The 15,482-nt window shown below is 51.4% G+C and carries 17 protein-coding genes; 6 read left to right on the top strand and 11 right to left on the bottom strand.

Annotated elements, in window-relative coordinates; genetic code table 11:
* Positions 1-54: 54 nt before the first annotated feature.
* From DFR42_RS14230 to DFR42_RS14220, 3 genes are read right to left on the bottom strand one after another with little or no spacing between them, the layout of a single operon-like run.
* Positions 55-1,857 carry an ABC transporter substrate-binding protein gene (locus DFR42_RS14230; protein ID WP_110255669.1) on the bottom strand — a complete coding sequence of 601 codons (1,803 nt, stop codon included), beginning with the start codon at positions 1,855-1,857 and terminating at the stop codon, positions 55-57.
* Entirely contained in the window at positions 1,854-2,855 is a 1,002-nt protein-coding gene (locus DFR42_RS14225; protein ID WP_110255668.1) for a M14 family metallopeptidase, read from the bottom strand. The genes DFR42_RS14230 and DFR42_RS14225 overlap by 4 nt, the downstream gene beginning before the upstream one ends.
* A gap of 14 nt (positions 2,856-2,869) precedes the next feature.
* A complete protein-coding gene (locus DFR42_RS14220) occupies positions 2,870-4,171 on the bottom strand; it encodes an MFS transporter (RefSeq protein WP_110255667.1) in 1,302 nt (433 codons plus the stop codon).
* 248 nt (positions 4,172-4,419) lie between these two features.
* Between DFR42_RS14220 and DFR42_RS14215 the strand changes: the two genes are divergently transcribed.
* The 4 genes from DFR42_RS14215 to DFR42_RS14200 are packed head-to-tail and all read left to right on the top strand — an operon-like array spanning position 4,420 to position 7,522.
* The gene (locus DFR42_RS14215) at positions 4,420-5,361 is read left to right on the top strand and encodes an N-acetylglucosamine kinase (protein ID WP_110255666.1); all 942 of its coding nucleotides are present in this window, start codon (positions 4,420-4,422) and stop codon (positions 5,359-5,361) included.
* Positions 5,358-6,167 (top strand): N-acetylmuramoyl-L-alanine amidase, encoded by an 810-nt coding sequence (locus DFR42_RS14210; protein WP_110255665.1) that lies wholly within the window; start codon positions 5,358-5,360, stop codon positions 6,165-6,167. The genes DFR42_RS14215 and DFR42_RS14210 overlap by 4 nt, the downstream gene beginning before the upstream one ends.
* Before the next feature lie 2 nt (positions 6,168-6,169).
* Positions 6,170-6,670: a M15 family metallopeptidase gene (locus tag DFR42_RS14205; RefSeq protein WP_110255664.1), complete on the top strand. Its 501-nt coding sequence runs from the start codon at positions 6,170-6,172 to the stop codon at positions 6,668-6,670.
* Positions 6,671-6,694: 24 nt separating this feature from the next.
* On the top strand, positions 6,695-7,522 hold the full coding sequence (locus DFR42_RS14200) for an ATP-grasp domain-containing protein (protein WP_211324312.1): 828 nt from the start codon (positions 6,695-6,697) through the stop codon (positions 7,520-7,522).
* Positions 7,523-7,534: 12 nt separating this feature from the next.
* On the opposite strand, the gene DFR42_RS14195 is transcribed toward DFR42_RS14200, so the two are convergent.
* The 4 genes from DFR42_RS14195 to DFR42_RS14180 are packed head-to-tail and all read right to left on the bottom strand — an operon-like array spanning position 7,535 to position 11,295.
* Positions 7,535-8,668, bottom strand: a complete 1,134-nt coding sequence (locus DFR42_RS14195) for an ABC transporter permease (RefSeq protein WP_110255663.1) — start codon at positions 8,666-8,668, stop codon at positions 7,535-7,537.
* Entirely contained in the window at positions 8,665-9,654 is a 990-nt protein-coding gene (locus DFR42_RS14190; RefSeq protein ID WP_110255878.1) for an ABC transporter ATP-binding protein, read from the bottom strand. Before DFR42_RS14190 ends, DFR42_RS14195 begins: the two co-directional genes overlap by 4 nt.
* A gap of 8 nt (positions 9,655-9,662) precedes the next feature.
* Entirely contained in the window at positions 9,663-10,658 is a 996-nt protein-coding gene (locus DFR42_RS14185) for an HlyD family secretion protein (RefSeq protein ID WP_211324311.1), read from the bottom strand.
* The gene (locus DFR42_RS14180; RefSeq protein WP_110255661.1) at positions 10,651-11,295 is read right to left on the bottom strand and encodes a TetR/AcrR family transcriptional regulator; all 645 of its coding nucleotides are present in this window, start codon (positions 11,293-11,295) and stop codon (positions 10,651-10,653) included. The genes DFR42_RS14185 and DFR42_RS14180 overlap by 8 nt, the downstream gene beginning before the upstream one ends.
* 223 nt (positions 11,296-11,518) lie before the next feature.
* On the opposite strand from DFR42_RS14180, the gene DFR42_RS29900 reads away from it, so the two are divergent.
* Positions 11,519-11,647: a hypothetical protein gene (locus tag DFR42_RS29900; protein ID WP_281275161.1), complete on the top strand. Its 129-nt coding sequence runs from the start codon at positions 11,519-11,521 to the stop codon at positions 11,645-11,647.
* Positions 11,648-11,981: 334 nt separating this feature from the next.
* Positions 11,982-12,176 carry a hypothetical protein gene (locus DFR42_RS14175; RefSeq protein WP_110255660.1) on the top strand — a complete coding sequence of 65 codons (195 nt, stop codon included), beginning with the start codon at positions 11,982-11,984 and terminating at the stop codon, positions 12,174-12,176.
* Positions 12,177-12,235: 59 nt separating this feature from the next.
* Here DFR42_RS14175 and DFR42_RS14170 read toward each other — a convergent pair whose 3' ends face one another.
* The 4 genes from DFR42_RS14170 to DFR42_RS14155 all read right to left on the bottom strand — a co-directional run bounded on the left by DFR42_RS14170 (position 12,236) and on the right by DFR42_RS14155 (position 15,452).
* Positions 12,236-13,102, bottom strand: a complete 867-nt coding sequence (locus DFR42_RS14170) for an HDOD domain-containing protein (RefSeq protein WP_110255659.1) — start codon at positions 13,100-13,102, stop codon at positions 12,236-12,238.
* A gap of 101 nt (positions 13,103-13,203) precedes the next feature.
* Positions 13,204-13,692 (bottom strand): CreA family protein, encoded by a 489-nt coding sequence (locus DFR42_RS14165; RefSeq protein ID WP_110255658.1) that lies wholly within the window; start codon positions 13,690-13,692, stop codon positions 13,204-13,206.
* Between the two features lie 55 nt (positions 13,693-13,747).
* Positions 13,748-15,190 carry an APC family permease gene (locus DFR42_RS14160; RefSeq protein WP_110255877.1) on the bottom strand — a complete coding sequence of 481 codons (1,443 nt, stop codon included), beginning with the start codon at positions 15,188-15,190 and terminating at the stop codon, positions 13,748-13,750.
* A gap of 67 nt (positions 15,191-15,257) precedes the next feature.
* Positions 15,258-15,452 carry a hypothetical protein gene (locus DFR42_RS14155; protein WP_211324310.1) on the bottom strand — a complete coding sequence of 65 codons (195 nt, stop codon included), beginning with the start codon at positions 15,450-15,452 and terminating at the stop codon, positions 15,258-15,260.
* Positions 15,453-15,482 lie beyond the last annotated feature (30 nt).

Here is a 15,482-nt window from a genome sequence, read left to right as displayed (position 1 = left end):
GGGAATGCTCAAACCATAGGTCCGCTTGTCTTTTCCTGCATCAATCACCGGGATTTATTTTAATGCTTTATTACGCGCCGCCACATCAATATCAAGATAACGCCAGCTCGTAAAATCCACAGGATGGCGGTAATAATTTTGCAGCCATGGCTGCAAAATATCTGCAGTCACAGGATGTATGCGTGGCACCCAGGGGGTATAACCGTGCATGAGCTGCGCCATCTGCCGGTATATGGCCGTTCTTTCGGGGCTGTCGCTGAGCCGCATAGCCTGTTCATAGAGTGTATTGAAGGCTGGCAGGTTGAAGCGCGAGTAATTGGCACGACCCGCATTTGGCCCATATAGCAGCTGGTAAAAATTCTCGGCATCGGGGAAATCAGCTATCCAGTTGGCTTCTGTCATCTGTACCTTGCCCAGGCGGGCTGCCCGCAAGACTTCAGAATGCTTATCGGTCTTGAAGCTGACATGGACGCCGATCGCATCCAGGTTCTTGCGCCAGACTTCATCACGCAAGCGCCCGGTCGTGCTGGCCAGGCTATGCATTTGCAGGTGCAGGGGCTGGCCATCAGGCAAATTACGATAGCCATCTGCTGCGCGTTTATAGCCAAACTTGTCGAGCAAGGCATTTGCCAGCTTCACATTGTATTGCACCGGTGTTTTGTAGTTGGCATCATAGCCCAGCACATTGGGCGGCAAAGGTGATTGCGCCTGTATCGCCAAACCTTTTTCCATCAGGGCGATGTCTTCCTTGCTGTCATAGCTGAGGGCAATGGCACGACGCAGCGCGATTTTCTCCGGGGTATAACCACCTATCACCGGGTCTTCCATATTCATCCACATGTAATAGGTTTGCAGGGGCGTGAACAGGGACAGGCGTATGCCGCGCTGCTGCAAGGCCGGTTTTAATTTACCATCATCAAGCACCATATTCGACAGTGGCGGCGGCACCTGTTCCAGATAATCAAATTCATTATTCAGGAAACCCAGCACGCGTGATTGCTGCTCTTCCATGATCTTGATTTCCACCTTGCTGACACGTGGCAAAGTTTGCCCGGCCAGGCTGGCAGCGATTTTTTTTGTAGCTTCATCCGTACCCTGGTCATTGAATACCTGCTTGCGGTACTGTGGATTGGCCAGCAGTTCTATGCGAAAACTGCGTTGCCATTGTCCCAGGATAAAAGGGCCGGTTCCTATGGGATGATTACCTACCTGACCAGCATAGGCATCCACCACTTCTTTTGCCATGGCACCAGTTGCCGTGGTTGCCAGGATGAACAGGAAATTGCTGTCAGGCGCATTCAGGCGTATGCGCAAGGTATATTTATCGACAGCCTGCAAACCGGGGATACTGGTTTGCACATTGAATTCTTGCGCTTTGCCATCTTTGGCCGTGCCGGGGCGTAGTTTTTCATCACCAAGCAGCTTGCCTTCAAACATGAACAGCCAGGGTGATTTGACTGTCGGATCATAAATACGCTTGATGCTGTAGATATAATCTTCTGCCGTCAACTCCCTGGGCTTGCCCTTGAATGCCGGGTCGGGTGTGAACATGATGCCTGGTTGCAGGCGCAAGACATAGGTCTTACCCTGGTCCAGGATTTCCGGCATGCTGGTCAGGGTATTTGGTTTGAGTTTCACCGGGCGCGCCAGATAGTCATAGCGCAGCATGGGTTCGAAAATATTTTCATTGATACTGACTGAGGGTACATCCGACGCCACAGCCGGGTCCAGGCTGCTTTCTGGCGTGCTCACCAGTACCCGCAAGACTTTTTCCGCACTGCCTGCCGCCTGTACTGGCAACACCTGCATCAAGCTACTCAAACCCAGCGATACTGCAAACAAAACTCGCAAACTCATGCTTTCACTCCAGCGTGTTCACCAAGACGCGGGTTGGCCATGGTCAGGTAAAACCATTCTTCGCCAGCCTTGGCACCCATATCCGGGAAAATGATACGGCCAGCCTGGTCTGCCCTGACCTCACTGCCGTCGGCACGTATGCCTATCAGTTCGCCCTGTTTCAATTCATCAAAACTGCGCCATGCGCGCACAAAACTATCATCATCATGCAATTTATCGATGACATCATAAATGCGCAGGGCTTCCATTTGCGTGACTGGCTCTGGTGCTGTACCGGCAATCACACCAAGATGGCGCAGGCTGTTGACGATGGCAGTATAAGCAACTTGCGGCGCTTGCGGGTCCTGATGCTGGCCGCATTCCAGCGTCATGGCATAGCCGCCGGTTGAGCGCATGTATTCTGTCGTGCCCACGCCAAACTGGGTATTGGCATTAGCGATAGTCTTGGCATCTGCATCATGGGCAAGACGCTGCTGGCGGCGCTGTACGCCTCGTGCATAGGTACTGAGCCAGCCATCCACCAGCCTGTGTACACCAAGCCGCATGGCCATCGCCAGTTCATGCTTTTCATGGCTGAATGATTCTATGGGGCCACGGTTATTCTCTGGCCCTATCAGCACAAAAGCTTCACCCTCGCTACGGAAAGAATGCAGGTCCAGCAAGACATCATGCTGCGCCAGCAGGGGGCATAGCCAGTTTGCCACATGGTCTTCAAATTCCTGCACATCCGTGGTTGGTATCAGTCGGCGATTCAGGTTGCGCTCGCCTTCCCTTTGTCCCAGCTGATAAGCCAGGGGATTGCACACTGGCACCAGTGTCAAACGTCCTGCCAGCAATTGCAGGCTACCCTCTTCCAGTTCAGCAATGACACGGCGTATTGCCTGTGTGCCGCAGGTTTCATTGCCATGCACAGCACCAGTGATGATGACACTGGAGCCTGGCTGAGGTGAACTATAGCTGGTGCTTTGAAAATGATAGGGATAGATATTTGTATTCATGCTTTGTTGAGCCTCTATTCAGCTTTTTTTCCAAAGGCCGGGTCCACTTTAATGAGGGCAGTGACAACGAAAGTAGGCACGGCAGCAATGCATATCCAGACAAAGAAGTGGGCATACCCCAGGTATTCCTGCAAGCGGCCACTGATCATGCCGGGCAACATCATGCTGAGTGCCATGAAGCCTGTGCAAATTGCATAGTGGGCTGTCTTGTGTTCACCATCGGCTATCATGATCATGTACAGGACATAGGCCGTAAAACCAAAGCCATAACCCATTTGTTCTATGGCGACCGCAGCACCAATCAGATAGATATTCTGTGGTTGTACAAAGGCCAGATAGACATACACCAGATGCGGTACATTGATAGCCAGCGCCATGGGCCAGAGCATGCGCTTCAGGCCAAAACGCGAAATCAATGCACCACCTGCCAGGCCGCCAACAGTAAGGGCAATCATACCCATGGTGCCATACACGATACCAACAGCCTGGGTAGACAGACCCAGCCCGCCCTTGTCCAGACTATCAAGCAAAAACGGGGGAGCCATCTTGACCAGTTGCGCTTCACCAAAGCGGTACAGCAAGAGGAAGGCAATCGTCAGCAAGATGTTTTTCTTCATGATGAACTTGCCAAATATCGTGAAGAAAGTCGCCACCACCTGATTCGGGTCTCCATGCGCCGTATCGCTGGCAGGCCGTGGCAAAGCCCATTTATGGTAAGCGGACAGACTGATGAATTTTATCGCCAGCACGCCAAAAACCACTATCCAGGCAAACCTCACATCCCCCGTAAAATCACGCAGTGAACCTGCCAGATACACCAGAGCCCCCTGCCCGTACAGCATGGCCATGCGAAAAAACATACTGCGAAAACCAACAAAAGCCGCCTGTTGATGCTGTTCCAGCGCCAGCATGTAAAAACCGTCAGAACTGATGTCATGGGTAGCAGCACTGAATGCCAATAGCCAAAAGACCAACAGCGTCGCCTGGAAAAAACCCGGCATGGGAATGGTTAAGGCTACCAGGCCAAACAGCGCACCTATCACCAGTTCCAGCGTGATGATCCAAAAACGCTTGGTCTTGAACATATCTACGAAAGGTGACCAGAACGGTTTGATCACGAAGGGCAGGTATAACCAGCTTGTATATAATGCAATGTCCGAATTGGAAATATCCAGGTTTTTGTACATAATGACGGATAGTGTCATTACCACGACGTAAGGAATCCCCTGACTGAAATACAATGAAGGTATCCAGCGCCATACTCCACCCGCCGGAACCTCCGATTTTTTGACTGCAGCAGCTGTCTCGCTTGTCATCTTGATCTTTTTCTTAAGTAGTAAAGCATCTTCCCAGTAAAATACCGGGATTGCGATTGAAATTTTGCCGCTGCTTCATAGCAAAAAGTTATAAGCCGGGCGCATCTTTTCATTCGTTGCCAGTAACAGAAGCGCCCTATGATAAACGAACAACTGCCGGTTATTGCAATTCAGCTCCACGATGCCGCATCATTTTCTCCAGAAACCTGCACATAAACTTGTATATAGACCCGCATACAAACCCATTCATGCCATCTGACCAGCAAATATCCGCTCAGCAAAGCACGGCCATTGCGCTAGGGATAGATGCGGGCGGCACACAAACCCGCTGGGCGCTGGCAAGCCGGGATGAGCAAATACTCGCCAGCGGCACAGCCGCCGGACTGACCGCACTGCAAACCGACACGCACGAAGGCATACAAGCCCTGGAACAGGTATTTGCCGGACTGGCTGCTGCGACCAGCAGCCATGGCCAGGTGGGCAGCATACGTGCTGGCATCACTGGTTTTGGTGGCGATGCCCACACCCTGCCGCATATGCTGGCCGATTGTTTTGGCCTGCAACATGCCCACGTCTCCGTCAGCAATGACATAGAAATTGCCTATCTCGATATTTTCAAACCGGGAACCGGTTATCTGATCTATGCAGGTACTGGCTCGATAGCTGCCTATATCGATGGCAATGGTGAGTTTCATCGTGCTGGTGGTCGTGGTTATTTGCTGGATGATGCAGGTGGCGGTTTCTGGATAGCCCGTGAAGCCATGCGCCAGCTCTGGCGTGCTGAAGATGAACACCCCGACCACTGGAAAGAGTCGGAAATGGCCAAGCGCCTGTTCAAGCTCATCGGCGGCAATGACTGGAATATTTCCCGGGATTTTATTTACCACCGCAGCCGCGGTGATATAGGCAAGCTTGCGCTGGCTGTGGCGGCATCTGCCAATAGTGACCCGGTAGCCATGTCCATACTCAAGAACGCCGGCAAGGAACTGGCACGCCTGGGTACGGCCATGTGCACACGCTTTGGCAATAAGCCCATCGCACTCAGTGGCAGGGTACAAGAACTTCACCCAGCCATAATAGAATCCCTGCGCCTGCATTTGCCGCCAGAAATCAGTCTGCGCCAAAGTACTTGCGAAGCCCATTTTTCTGCAGCACGACTTGCAGCCCGCCATCTCAAAAAGCAATCATGAAAAAAATCTCACTCTATAGCTTATTTGCCGCCATCAGCATCTTCATCAGCGGCTGTGCCACCGTTGGCCCCATGGGCAAACTCGATACCAGTATCTCGGCCAAGAGCCAGGAAGAACGCGTGCAATTCATCATACTGCATTACACTGCGCTGGATCAGCCTACTTCATTGCGGGTGCTCAGCCAGCAGGCGGTCAGTGCCAATTATCTGGTCGGTGATGAAGCACCGATCAAGGTCTGGCAACTGGTGCCTGAGAATCGCCTGGCATATCACGCTGGTCTCAGTGAATGGAAAGGCTATAGCCGCCTGAATGCCAGTTCCATAGGCATAGAAATCGTCAATCTGGGTTTCAAGGATACGCCGGAGGGCAGGATTTATTTCCCCTTCCCGCAAGCCCAGATAGACCGCGTGATTGCACTCGTCAAGGATATCTCCCTGCGTTACCAGATACGCCCGGAATACATACTCGGCCATTCTGACATCGCCCCCATGCGCAAATCCGACCCTGGCCCGCTATTCCCATGGAAGCAACTGGCCGATGCCGGCCTTATCCCCTGGCCAAAAGCAGAAGAAGTTGCGCAACGCATCGCAGTCTATGAATTTCAATTACCTGAAATCAAATGGTTCCAGCAAAAACTTGCGCAATATGGCTATAGCATCCCGCAAACCGGCTTGCTTGATGAAACCACCCGCAGCGTGCTGGTGGCTTTCCAGACCAAGTACAGGCCTGCAAAATTTGATGGCATGCCAGATGCGGAAACTGCCGCCATGCTCGAAAGCCTGCTTGCCAGTCTGAAAGCGAAATAAGCATGGCAGGTGCTACGCCGCCAAACTTCATCATCCCGACGCAATTGCTGGAACAGCGCAAACTGCTGATCCAGCAAGAAGCCACCGAACTGGTGCTGGCCGAAACCGGCGAAGATGGCTGGCAATACCTGCTGACACCAGCAGCCAATCTGGCCTGGCAGGCGATGAAGCAAGCTGCCAGCCAGGATGGTATAGCCTTACTGATGATCTCTGCATTCCGCAGCATCGCCAGGCAAAACGAGATCATCAGCAACAAACTGGCAGAAGGTAAAACCCTGGAAGATATCTTGCTGGTTTGCGCCCCGCCCGGTTATAGCGAACACCACACTGGCCGCGCCATTGACATAGCCACACCAGAAGACCCGGAACTGGAAATCTCTTTCGACACCACGACAGCCTTTGCCTGGCTGCAAAATAACGCCTGGCGCTTTGGTTTTCATATGTCTTACCCGCCAGGAAATAGCAGCGGGTTTCAGTATGAGCCCTGGCATTGGTGTTTTTAGCCAGAATAAAATCATTGGCCGATAATGAACCTTGCCCTTATTGAAGATAAATTATTCGTCGTCAGCGAACAGCTGGGCCTTGCCGTCTATGACTTCGATTTTGATTTGCATTTCCAATGCGCGCATCCCTATCTGATTGAAGGGCAACGCCCCTGCATCATGCGGACAGGTGCCATCGCCAATTATGTGCAAGAGTATGAAGAGAAAATGGAGATAGGTTTACAACTCATCAACTCACCAGACCAGCATGTATTGGCAAGCGAGCTGGAAGCCTGGTATCCATTAATAAGTGAGTTAACACCACGCACCGTCGTTTATGAAACCTTACCGACAGCGCAGGAAATTGAATCCAGCTTTGACTGGCCGGTTTTTTTGAAGGGCTCCAGGCAAACCAGCAAACACAATCCCGATCTCGCCGTCATAAAAAACCGCGCTCACTATGAAAGAGCAGTTCAGCTGTATCAAAACGACGCCATATTGCATTGGCAAAAACCCGTCATCCGTGAATTTATTCCTCTGGCAAAAGTAGATGCGACCGTTCCGGGTAAAGTGCAGGTATCGATTGAATATCGTTCATTCTGGTGGCATGGTGTCTGCGTTGGCTGGGGGCGCTATTGGTATCAGGTGCAGCCATATGATTGCCCGGATACCGATATTGGACTTGCCATTGCAGCCGAGGCTGCAGCAAGACTGGCTGTTCCATTTTTAGTCATCGACTTTGCAAAAACAGCTGATGGTCACTGGATCATCATAGAATGCAACGATGCACAAGAATCTGGCTATGTGGGAATACAGTCTCTGCAATTATGGCAGAGACTGCTGGCACAAATCCCCTCACCTCCTAGCAGTTAGCTTTTGCTTATATTAATCCAGCGTCTGCCTGTACCTCTTCAAAGCCACAAACCCCGCCAGCATTAAAAATACCAGCATGGGCCATAGCTCGGGCAAGAGTTGTCCCGTCGTATTCCCTTTCAATAAAATACCCCGCACGATGCGCAGGAAATGTGTCAGGGGCAAAGCCTCCCCTATGACTTGCGCCCATTCTGGCATTGCGCGGAAGGGGAACATGAAGCCGGACAAGAGCATGGATGGCAAGAAGAAAAAGAAGGTCATCTGCATGGCTTGCAACTGGTTTTTTGCTATCGTCGAAAACGTGAAGCCGACTGCCAGGTTGGCCAGGATGAAGACACCTATCATGCTCATCAGCAGGCTGAAGCTGCCCATCATAGGCACCTCAAACAACAGGAAAGCAGCGCTGATGATGACGCCCAGTTGTATATAACCCATCAGCACATAGGGCAGGATTTTACCTACCATGACTTCTGCCGGGCGTACCGGTGTTGCCAGCAGGTTTTCCATGGTGCCGCGCTCACGCTCTCTGGTCATGGCCAGTGAAGTCAGCATGACCATGGTCATGGTGAGTATGGTGCCTATCAGGCCAGGGACAATGTTATAGCGTGAAAGACCTTCAGGGTTATAGCGACGGTGTACACGCACTTCATAAGCGGGTGCAGCGGTTTGCAGATATTGCAAAGGGCCTTTCAAGTCATGATGCAGGGCCTGGGTGGCGATGGCATTCAATGCAGCAATCGCATTGCCCGACGCAGATGGATCAGTAGCATCGACAGATATCAGCAAAGCCGGTTTTTCACCACGTACCATTTGCTGGGTGAACTGTGGTGGTATCACCAGCATGAATTGTATTTTGCCGTTTTCCAGCAGGCGTTCTGCCTCTTGCTCACTTTGGCCTACCGAGTCGATACGGAAGTAACCGGTGTTTTGCATGGCAACTACAAAGCTGCGCGCCATGGGGCTGTTGTCGGTACTGACTACGGCAGTTGGCAAACCCTTGGGGTCGGTATTGATGGCATAGCCAAACAAGATAAGCTGCAAGATGGGAATACCTACCGCCATGGCAAAGGTCAGGCGGTCGCGCATCATTTGCTGGAATTCCTTGATGAAGATGGCAAACATGCGCGCCACAGAAAAGCGCTTCATGCTGTCACCTTTTGCCGTATTTTCTGTACTTGCTGAACATCGTCTTTGGAAAAATTATCAGGTGCACTGGCGATGAGGCTGATGAAAACATCTTCCAGATTCGCCGCACTGGGCGTGATTTGTATATTGGCCTGATGCCTGATGGTGTCCAGTGCCTGCTGGATCAGTGTTTCATCCAGTCCGGCCACGTGAACGGCGTTGCCGAATGCAGCGACACTCAATACACCTGGCGCTGATTTCAGTGGTTCCAGCAAGGCACCCAGTTGCTCACCTTGCAGTGTCCAGACCTTGAGTTTGGAATCACGTATGATTTCTGCCTCGGTACCACGTGCCAGTATTTTGCCGTAAGCGATGTAGCAGAGTTCATGACAACGCTCTGCTTCGTCCATGTAATGAGTGGATACCAGCACCGTGATACCCTGGTCAGCCAGCAAATGGATCTGGTCCCAAAAGTCGCGGCGCGCCTTGGGGTCCACGCCAGCCGTTGGCTCATCCAGCAAGAGCAGGCGTGGCTCATGGATGAGGCAGGCAGCCAGTGCCAGCCTTTGCTTCCAGCCGCCTGACAATGATCCTGCCAGTTGATGCTGGCGCGCTGTCAGGCCCAGTCTTTCCAGCGACTGGTCAACCGCATTTTTTCTGCTTGGCAGTTCAAACAGGCGCGCCACGAAATCAAGGTTCTGGCGTATCGACAAGTCGTCATACAGGCCAAACTTTTGCGTCATATAACCTACCTGGCGCTTGATCTGTTCTGCCTGTTTGATGATGTCCAGGCCCAGGCAAGAACCAGTGCCAGCATCGGGTGTCAGCAAGCCACACAGCATGCGTATGGTGGTGGTCTTGCCGCTGCCGTTAGGGCCAAGGAAGCCGCAGATGCGGCCCTTGGCAACTTGCAGTTGGACCTTGTCAACCACTGCACGACCGCCATAGGATTTGCTCAGGCCATGGACATTGATGGCGAGATTTCCGGTATCAGCGCTGGTATTCATTGCGGCATTCACTGTGCTTTTCCTGTAGTTGCCATAGCCAGTAAAGATACATCCAAGGGTTGGCCGGGATGCAGCAAGAGCTTGCCGGGCTGATCTGGTTTGGCCTCAACCATGAACACCAGCTTGGCTCTTTGCGCATTTGAATAAATCACAGGTGGCGTATATTCAGCCTGGCTGGCGATGCGGGAAATATGTGCAGGGATAGCTGCCGGGCAGCCATCGCAATGCAGGCTGACTGCCTGGCCAACAGCGATTTTGCCGAGCTCGCCTTCAGGTACAAAAAACCTGGCTTTGCGGTTTTCTGGCGGAAGCAAAGACAAAACAGGCTGACCAGCTTGCACATATTCACCCTGGCGGAAAAACACTTCAGCCACCAGCGCATTTGCAGGCGCGTTTTGCGATTTTTGTCCTGAGCGCCAGGTAGTCTGACGCAAGGCTTCTTTTGCCGCATCAGCACTGGCCTGCGCAGCAGCGCGTTCATCTACGCGGGCGGGCAGCTTTGCGACACTCAGCGCCGCAGTCAACTCTGCCACACGGGCTTCACTGAGTTTGACATTGGTTTGTGCATCGTCGATACGGGATTTGGACACAAAGCCCTGCCCTACCAATTGCTGCTGACGTACCAGCTCCTGCCTCGCCAGTGCTGCCTGTGCCTGTGCACTGCTCAGTTGTGCCTGGGTGACGGCAATCTCTTCTGTGCGCCTGCCTTTTTCAGTATTGCTGACTTGTGCCTTTGCGCTTGTGAGGCGGGCATTGGCTTCGTCATGGGCGGCATTTTCAGCTTCGGCATCAAGGGCAAACAACAGGCTATCCCTGACCACTTGCTGGCCTGCCTGCACCTTGATGCTGTCGAGCTTGCCACCCAGAGGCGCAGAAATATAGACGTACTCCCCTTCTGCATAACCTGACCAGTTGGCGGATGGTTTTTCATTGCAGGCAGTCAGCATGACAAACATGACGAGAGTCAGGCTCATTGTGGTAGGCAATTTGAATTTTTTATACACGGTGTAACTCCTCATTGCTGGCAGCCAGGGCATACAGGGCGCGGTTGACGCGGTCGGTAATTGCCGCGTCGCTTAATACCTGGCTCAGGGGTTCTTGCAACATGGGAGGCACAAAGCCCATCTCCAGTGCACGTGGCACGATGACCATGGGGGCTGCGATACTGCCCATCAAAAACGCCAGCGCCTGGGTAGGTGGTGCCATGGCCAACTCGCCAGCCTGCATGGCTTGCATCAGCAAACCGGTGATCAGCAAGACATGGCGTGCGCCATTTTTTTCGAGAAACTGTCTGGCGACTTTTTCACCCTGGGCAGCATCAGCCCAGACCCGGCCTATCCAGCTGCCATGTTCACGCAACAAACGCCCCAGCAAACACAGTGCCTCGCGCAAGCGCTGCAAAGCCGAGCCATCGTGATTAACCTCTGCCTGCAGCTGGGCAAAAACTTCGTCGTACATGGTTTGCAGCAACTGCGTCAGGAAATTGTCTTTGTTTTTAAAGTGGTAATGGAACATGCCCACATTGACTTGCGCATGCTCAGCCAGCATGCGCAAGGACAAACCACCGCAACCATGCTGGGCAAACAAGGCACGGCCACTTTGCAGTAAAACTTCATCTAGTTGCTGGGAAGGACGGGCCATTTTTGCTTTCTTCAACAATTATTATGCACTTGACTAATAATCGAAGTTTGCGAGCTTTTCATGACCCTGTCAAGAACTTATTTGCCAGCTTATTTGCTTGCCATACCCTCGAAAAAGAATTCTGCCGCATCAAAACTCAGGCTTCATCTTTGTCGATAAAACATTCAAATTAAATATTGTTTTTGTACTATGCTGATAGATATAGCCCTGATGGGAGAACAGCATGTCTTTGCACAATCTATGGATACGCAAGCTCTTGTTTATCGCCCTGCTCTTGTTTGCGACAGACTCTTATGCAAGGAAGTTGGTGGATGTCCGACAGGACTTTGTTGTGATTGAACAAGTCCGGTAAACAGAGGACGTACTTAGAATAAGTAGATAGAAGAAATTGCTGAAGAAAACAGCTGTAATCAGGCCGTTGGCCTGCTGTCAAGAAACGTCCGCATCACCACAAATCACCTCCCTCAATTCATCCGCTGCAAACGCATTCCGATACTAGAAAATTGCACTTCGTCGCTTGCTGCTGGCGGCATTTCTGGCTGCGATCTACATTGCAATCACTCCCACCCGAATTGAAAGGAAATATCATGAACATCTCAGCAAACATGGACGGCGTTGTCATTGCTACTATCGCCTTGGTTATCATTAGCAGCTTGTTGCGCGTCATCATCGCTTAAGGAAAAATGATGCTAGGCTTCCTGATCTGGATCATTTTGTTTGTACTCTGCTGGCCTTTAGCCATACTGGCCCTGGTGTTGTATCCACTGGTATGGCTATTGTTGCTGCCTTTCCGTGTACTTGGCATTGCAGTGAACGGCGTGTTTGAATTATTGCGGGCTATCTTCATGCTGCCAGCCAACCTGTTAAAAAGCCGCCCCTGAATCTGGGCGGCTCTTCAGAAAACCTTAACTGCTTGCAAACTCAACTACAAAAAATAAGCTTAATGCGCATGATTGAATAATTCATGCAATTCTTCAAACCTGTCTTCGACCTCATCAGCAGATAAACCGAGAAACTCGCAAGCAGCGTCGCCACCTTTTTCCCATTCGCAGGATGATTCCTGTCCATGGTATTTTTGTATGCCGTATTCAGCCAGCAATGCCAGAGCAATCAGGCTTTTTACTGAATCTTCTGTATTGGGATCATTGAGGACGCTATAGTCGTGATGCAGGAGTATCGCCAGGGACACACTCTCTGGCAAACCCCAGGTACGTGCCATCAAAGAACCTATGGCAGTATGTGAAGTGGCATGACGCCCGTCTTCTATTGCAGTAAAAGTATCCTGCGCTTCCTGATTAGCCAGTTCCAGGGTTTCTGCATAATCAGGAAAACGTTCCAGCAACAGCGGTATGCCGATATCGCAAAACAGGCCAAAGGTATGGGCCTGGTCAGGCGGACATACGCGCATGCGTCTTGCCAGTTGTGTCATGGCCTGGGCACGCTTGGTAGAAAAGTCCCAGAACTTGACCAGGGAAACTTTCTCAACCTGTATGCTTTGCCGGGCAATAATCCCTGTCATTAAATTACCACACTGAGTAATCCCCAATAAATTGACAGCATGCTCTACCGATTTGGCTTTCAGGCGCAGACCAAAGAAAGAGGAATTGGCAAGTTTCAATAAAGATGCCGACATGGCCACATCATTGGCAATGATATTGGTCAGTCTGCGGGGATCCGGGTCATTTGCCGCCAACTCAGCCTGGACGTCCGCCAAGAGGCTGGGACGGGGCGGGATGCGTATCGTCTTGATAAGCGCATCAACGGATTGTTCAGTGGTCAGCTTGGGAGCTGCGGCGGAGCTTGTCATATTAGTACGCTAGGGGAAATTACGCTTACAAACTACATTGTAAGCGTAATTGGTTGCCGCATAGAAAAACCTGCTTATCTTTCCCATATCAGCACAGCAATTTATTTGATGGGTATGGGGGTGGTGCGATCAACTGCTACAGCGGTCACACTATTCTTTGGTGAACCTTCTATCAATTTGTCAGAGTATGTTAAATAGATCAGGGCGTTGCGTTTTTGATCCACCATGCGCACTATCCGCAACTTTTTGAACAGGATGGACAAGCTTTGATTGAATACTTCATCTTGCTGTTTCAGGGGGCCGGTGAAACTGATGGGACCAACCTGGCGGCAAGCTATTGAAGCATCAGACTTGTCCTCGGCCAGGCCCAGGCCACCAGAAATACCACCGGTTTTTGCCCTTGATATATAGCAGGTAACGCCATTCACTTTAGGGTCATCATAGGCTTCCACCACGACCTTATGGTCTGGGCCTATGAGCTTGAAGACAGTATCCACACTACCGATATTTTCTGCATGTGCAGTGAGGCTGCATGTTGAAAATATGCTGAGTGCAGCGATGGCGGCAAAATTCAGTGATAACAGTTTCATAATCTCGCTCTTCTCCTGAAAGCGCCCCGGATTGGGCGCATCAGGAATATCAGGCTTATTGCTGTTTATTCAAGTGTGAATGGGCTTTGCTATACAAGAAATAAATCGCGATAGCGACTGCCATCCAGATAAAGAATACATGGTAAGTCGTGGCCGACAAGTCCTTCAGGATATACAAGCAAGCCAGTATGCTCAAGCCCGGTATCAGGTAAGGGCCAAAAGGCACGCGGAAACCTCCAGCGCCCTCGCCCAGTTTTTGTTTGCGTATAACAGGAACAGCAACCGATACCACCATGAAGGCAACCAGGGTACCCATGCTGACCATATCCCACAAGAAAGTGGAATCAACCAGACCAGCAACTATACCCACCAGCAGGCAAACCATGATGGTGTTGCTGACAGGTGTACGGGTACGGGCATGTACGCGCTGGAAAGAGCTGGGGATGAGACCATCTTTACTGATCGCAAACAAGATCCGGCTTTGGCCATAAATCGTCACCAGCGTCACACTGAATACCGAGATAACAGCGCCGGCAGACAAGATCAGAGCAGGCCAGGCTTTGCCTGTCACATTTTGCAATATCACTGCCAGACCGGCTTCCTGGCCTTCAAACATTTTGGCAGGCTGGGCACCAACTGCCGCCACAGCAACCAGCAAATAAAACACGGTAACGACGATCAATGCCGCCATGATACCCAGAGGCACATTGCGCTTGGGGTCTTTGACTTCTGCCCCCGCCGTTGCCACGGTATCCAGACCGATGAAAGAAAAGAATACCGTTCCGGCAGCAGCAGTCACACCAGCCATGCCAGCCAGACCCTTGCTGTTGTCCGTATTAAAGAAGGGTGTGAAATGCTCGGCATTAAAGCCGGAAAATGCCACGACGGCAAAGAAAGTCAAAATCACCAGCTTGATGATGACCATGACTGCGTTCACAGTGGCAGATTCCTTAGCACCACGCAACAGCAATATGCAACATATGGCAACCAGGACCATGGGTGGCAGGTTGAATTGTCCAGCATGAAATTCCACGCCATTGGCGCCGGCCACTATCATCGGCGAGCGCAGCATTTCCGGTATTTGCCAGCCCAGGGCATTGGTCAGGAAGTTATTCAGATATGCCGACCAGCCTATCGCAGTGGCACTGGCTGCCAGGCCATATTCAAGCAATAAACAGGCAGCAACAATGAAGGCACCAAACTCGCCCACGGTGGCATAGGCATAAGAATAAGAAGAACCGGACGCCGGGATGCGGGAAGACAATTCTGAATAGCACAAGGCTGTCAGACCAGCAGTAATTGCGGCGATGATGAAAGACAGGATGACCGATGGACCGGCCTTGGGCACTGCTTCAACCATGGTAAAGAAAATACCCGTACCGATGGTAGAACCTACACCTATCATGGTCAGTGAAAACAATCCCAGGGAACGGTGCAAGCTATGTCCCTGATCATCGGTCACTTGTTCGCTATGGTCTATGGGCTTGGTGCGGGTCATTTGCTGACCCAGGCTGACTTGTCTCAAGATCTATCCTTCTGCTGATGCCCGTCTGGGGCTTGTTGATCTAATAGTTTGTAAATTGGGGAAATAACGCACTGCTATCTGACAAAGCTGAAATAATCCAGACGATGATATCAAGATAGCCAGATTTTGCTGCCTGCCATTCTGCGGCATAGCGCAGACTTGCCCCGAAAATCGCCATGATATCCCCAAATTTGCCTGATTTGATGTCAGCTTGCTTATTTTTCCTGAGTTCCAACAGCAAATTTGTCGTCGCACAGAAGGGTGA

The organism is Undibacterium pigrum, assembly GCF_003201815.1.
GTDB classification, from domain to species: Bacteria; Pseudomonadota; Gammaproteobacteria; order Burkholderiales; family Burkholderiaceae_D; genus Undibacterium; species Undibacterium pigrum.
This window is presented reverse-complemented; position numbering and strand designations above follow the sequence as displayed.

Coding starts and splice junctions, on each gene's coding strand:
- DFR42_RS14230 (WP_110255669.1), bottom strand. CDS start 1,857: ATGAGTTTGCGAGTTTTGTTTGCAGTATCGCTGGGTTTGAGTAGCTTG.
- DFR42_RS14225 (WP_110255668.1), bottom strand. CDS start 2,855: ATGAATACAAATATCTATCCCTATCATTTTCAAAGCACCAGCTATAGT.
- DFR42_RS14220 (WP_110255667.1), bottom strand. CDS start 4,171: ATGACAAGCGAGACAGCTGCTGCAGTCAAAAAATCGGAGGTTCCGGCG.
- DFR42_RS14215 (WP_110255666.1), top strand. CDS start 4,420: ATGCCATCTGACCAGCAAATATCCGCTCAGCAAAGCACGGCCATTGCG.
- DFR42_RS14210 (WP_110255665.1), top strand. CDS start 5,358: ATGAAAAAAATCTCACTCTATAGCTTATTTGCCGCCATCAGCATCTTC.
- DFR42_RS14205 (WP_110255664.1), top strand. CDS start 6,170: ATGGCAGGTGCTACGCCGCCAAACTTCATCATCCCGACGCAATTGCTG.
- DFR42_RS14200 (WP_211324312.1), top strand. CDS start 6,695: ATGAACCTTGCCCTTATTGAAGATAAATTATTCGTCGTCAGCGAACAG.
- DFR42_RS14195 (WP_110255663.1), bottom strand. CDS start 8,668: ATGAAGCGCTTTTCTGTGGCGCGCATGTTTGCCATCTTCATCAAGGAA.
- DFR42_RS14190 (WP_110255878.1), bottom strand. CDS start 9,654: ATGAATACCAGCGCTGATACCGGAAATCTCGCCATCAATGTCCATGGC.
- DFR42_RS14180 (WP_110255661.1), bottom strand. CDS start 11,295: ATGGCCCGTCCTTCCCAGCAACTAGATGAAGTTTTACTGCAAAGTGGC.
- DFR42_RS29900 (WP_281275161.1), top strand. CDS start 11,519: ATGTCTTTGCACAATCTATGGATACGCAAGCTCTTGTTTATCGCCCTG.
- DFR42_RS14175 (WP_110255660.1), top strand. CDS start 11,982: ATGCTAGGCTTCCTGATCTGGATCATTTTGTTTGTACTCTGCTGGCCT.
- DFR42_RS14170 (WP_110255659.1), bottom strand. CDS start 13,102: ATGACAAGCTCCGCCGCAGCTCCCAAGCTGACCACTGAACAATCCGTT.
- DFR42_RS14165 (WP_110255658.1), bottom strand. CDS start 13,692: ATGAAACTGTTATCACTGAATTTTGCCGCCATCGCTGCACTCAGCATA.
- DFR42_RS14160 (WP_110255877.1), bottom strand. CDS start 15,190: ATGACCCGCACCAAGCCCATAGACCATAGCGAACAAGTGACCGATGAT.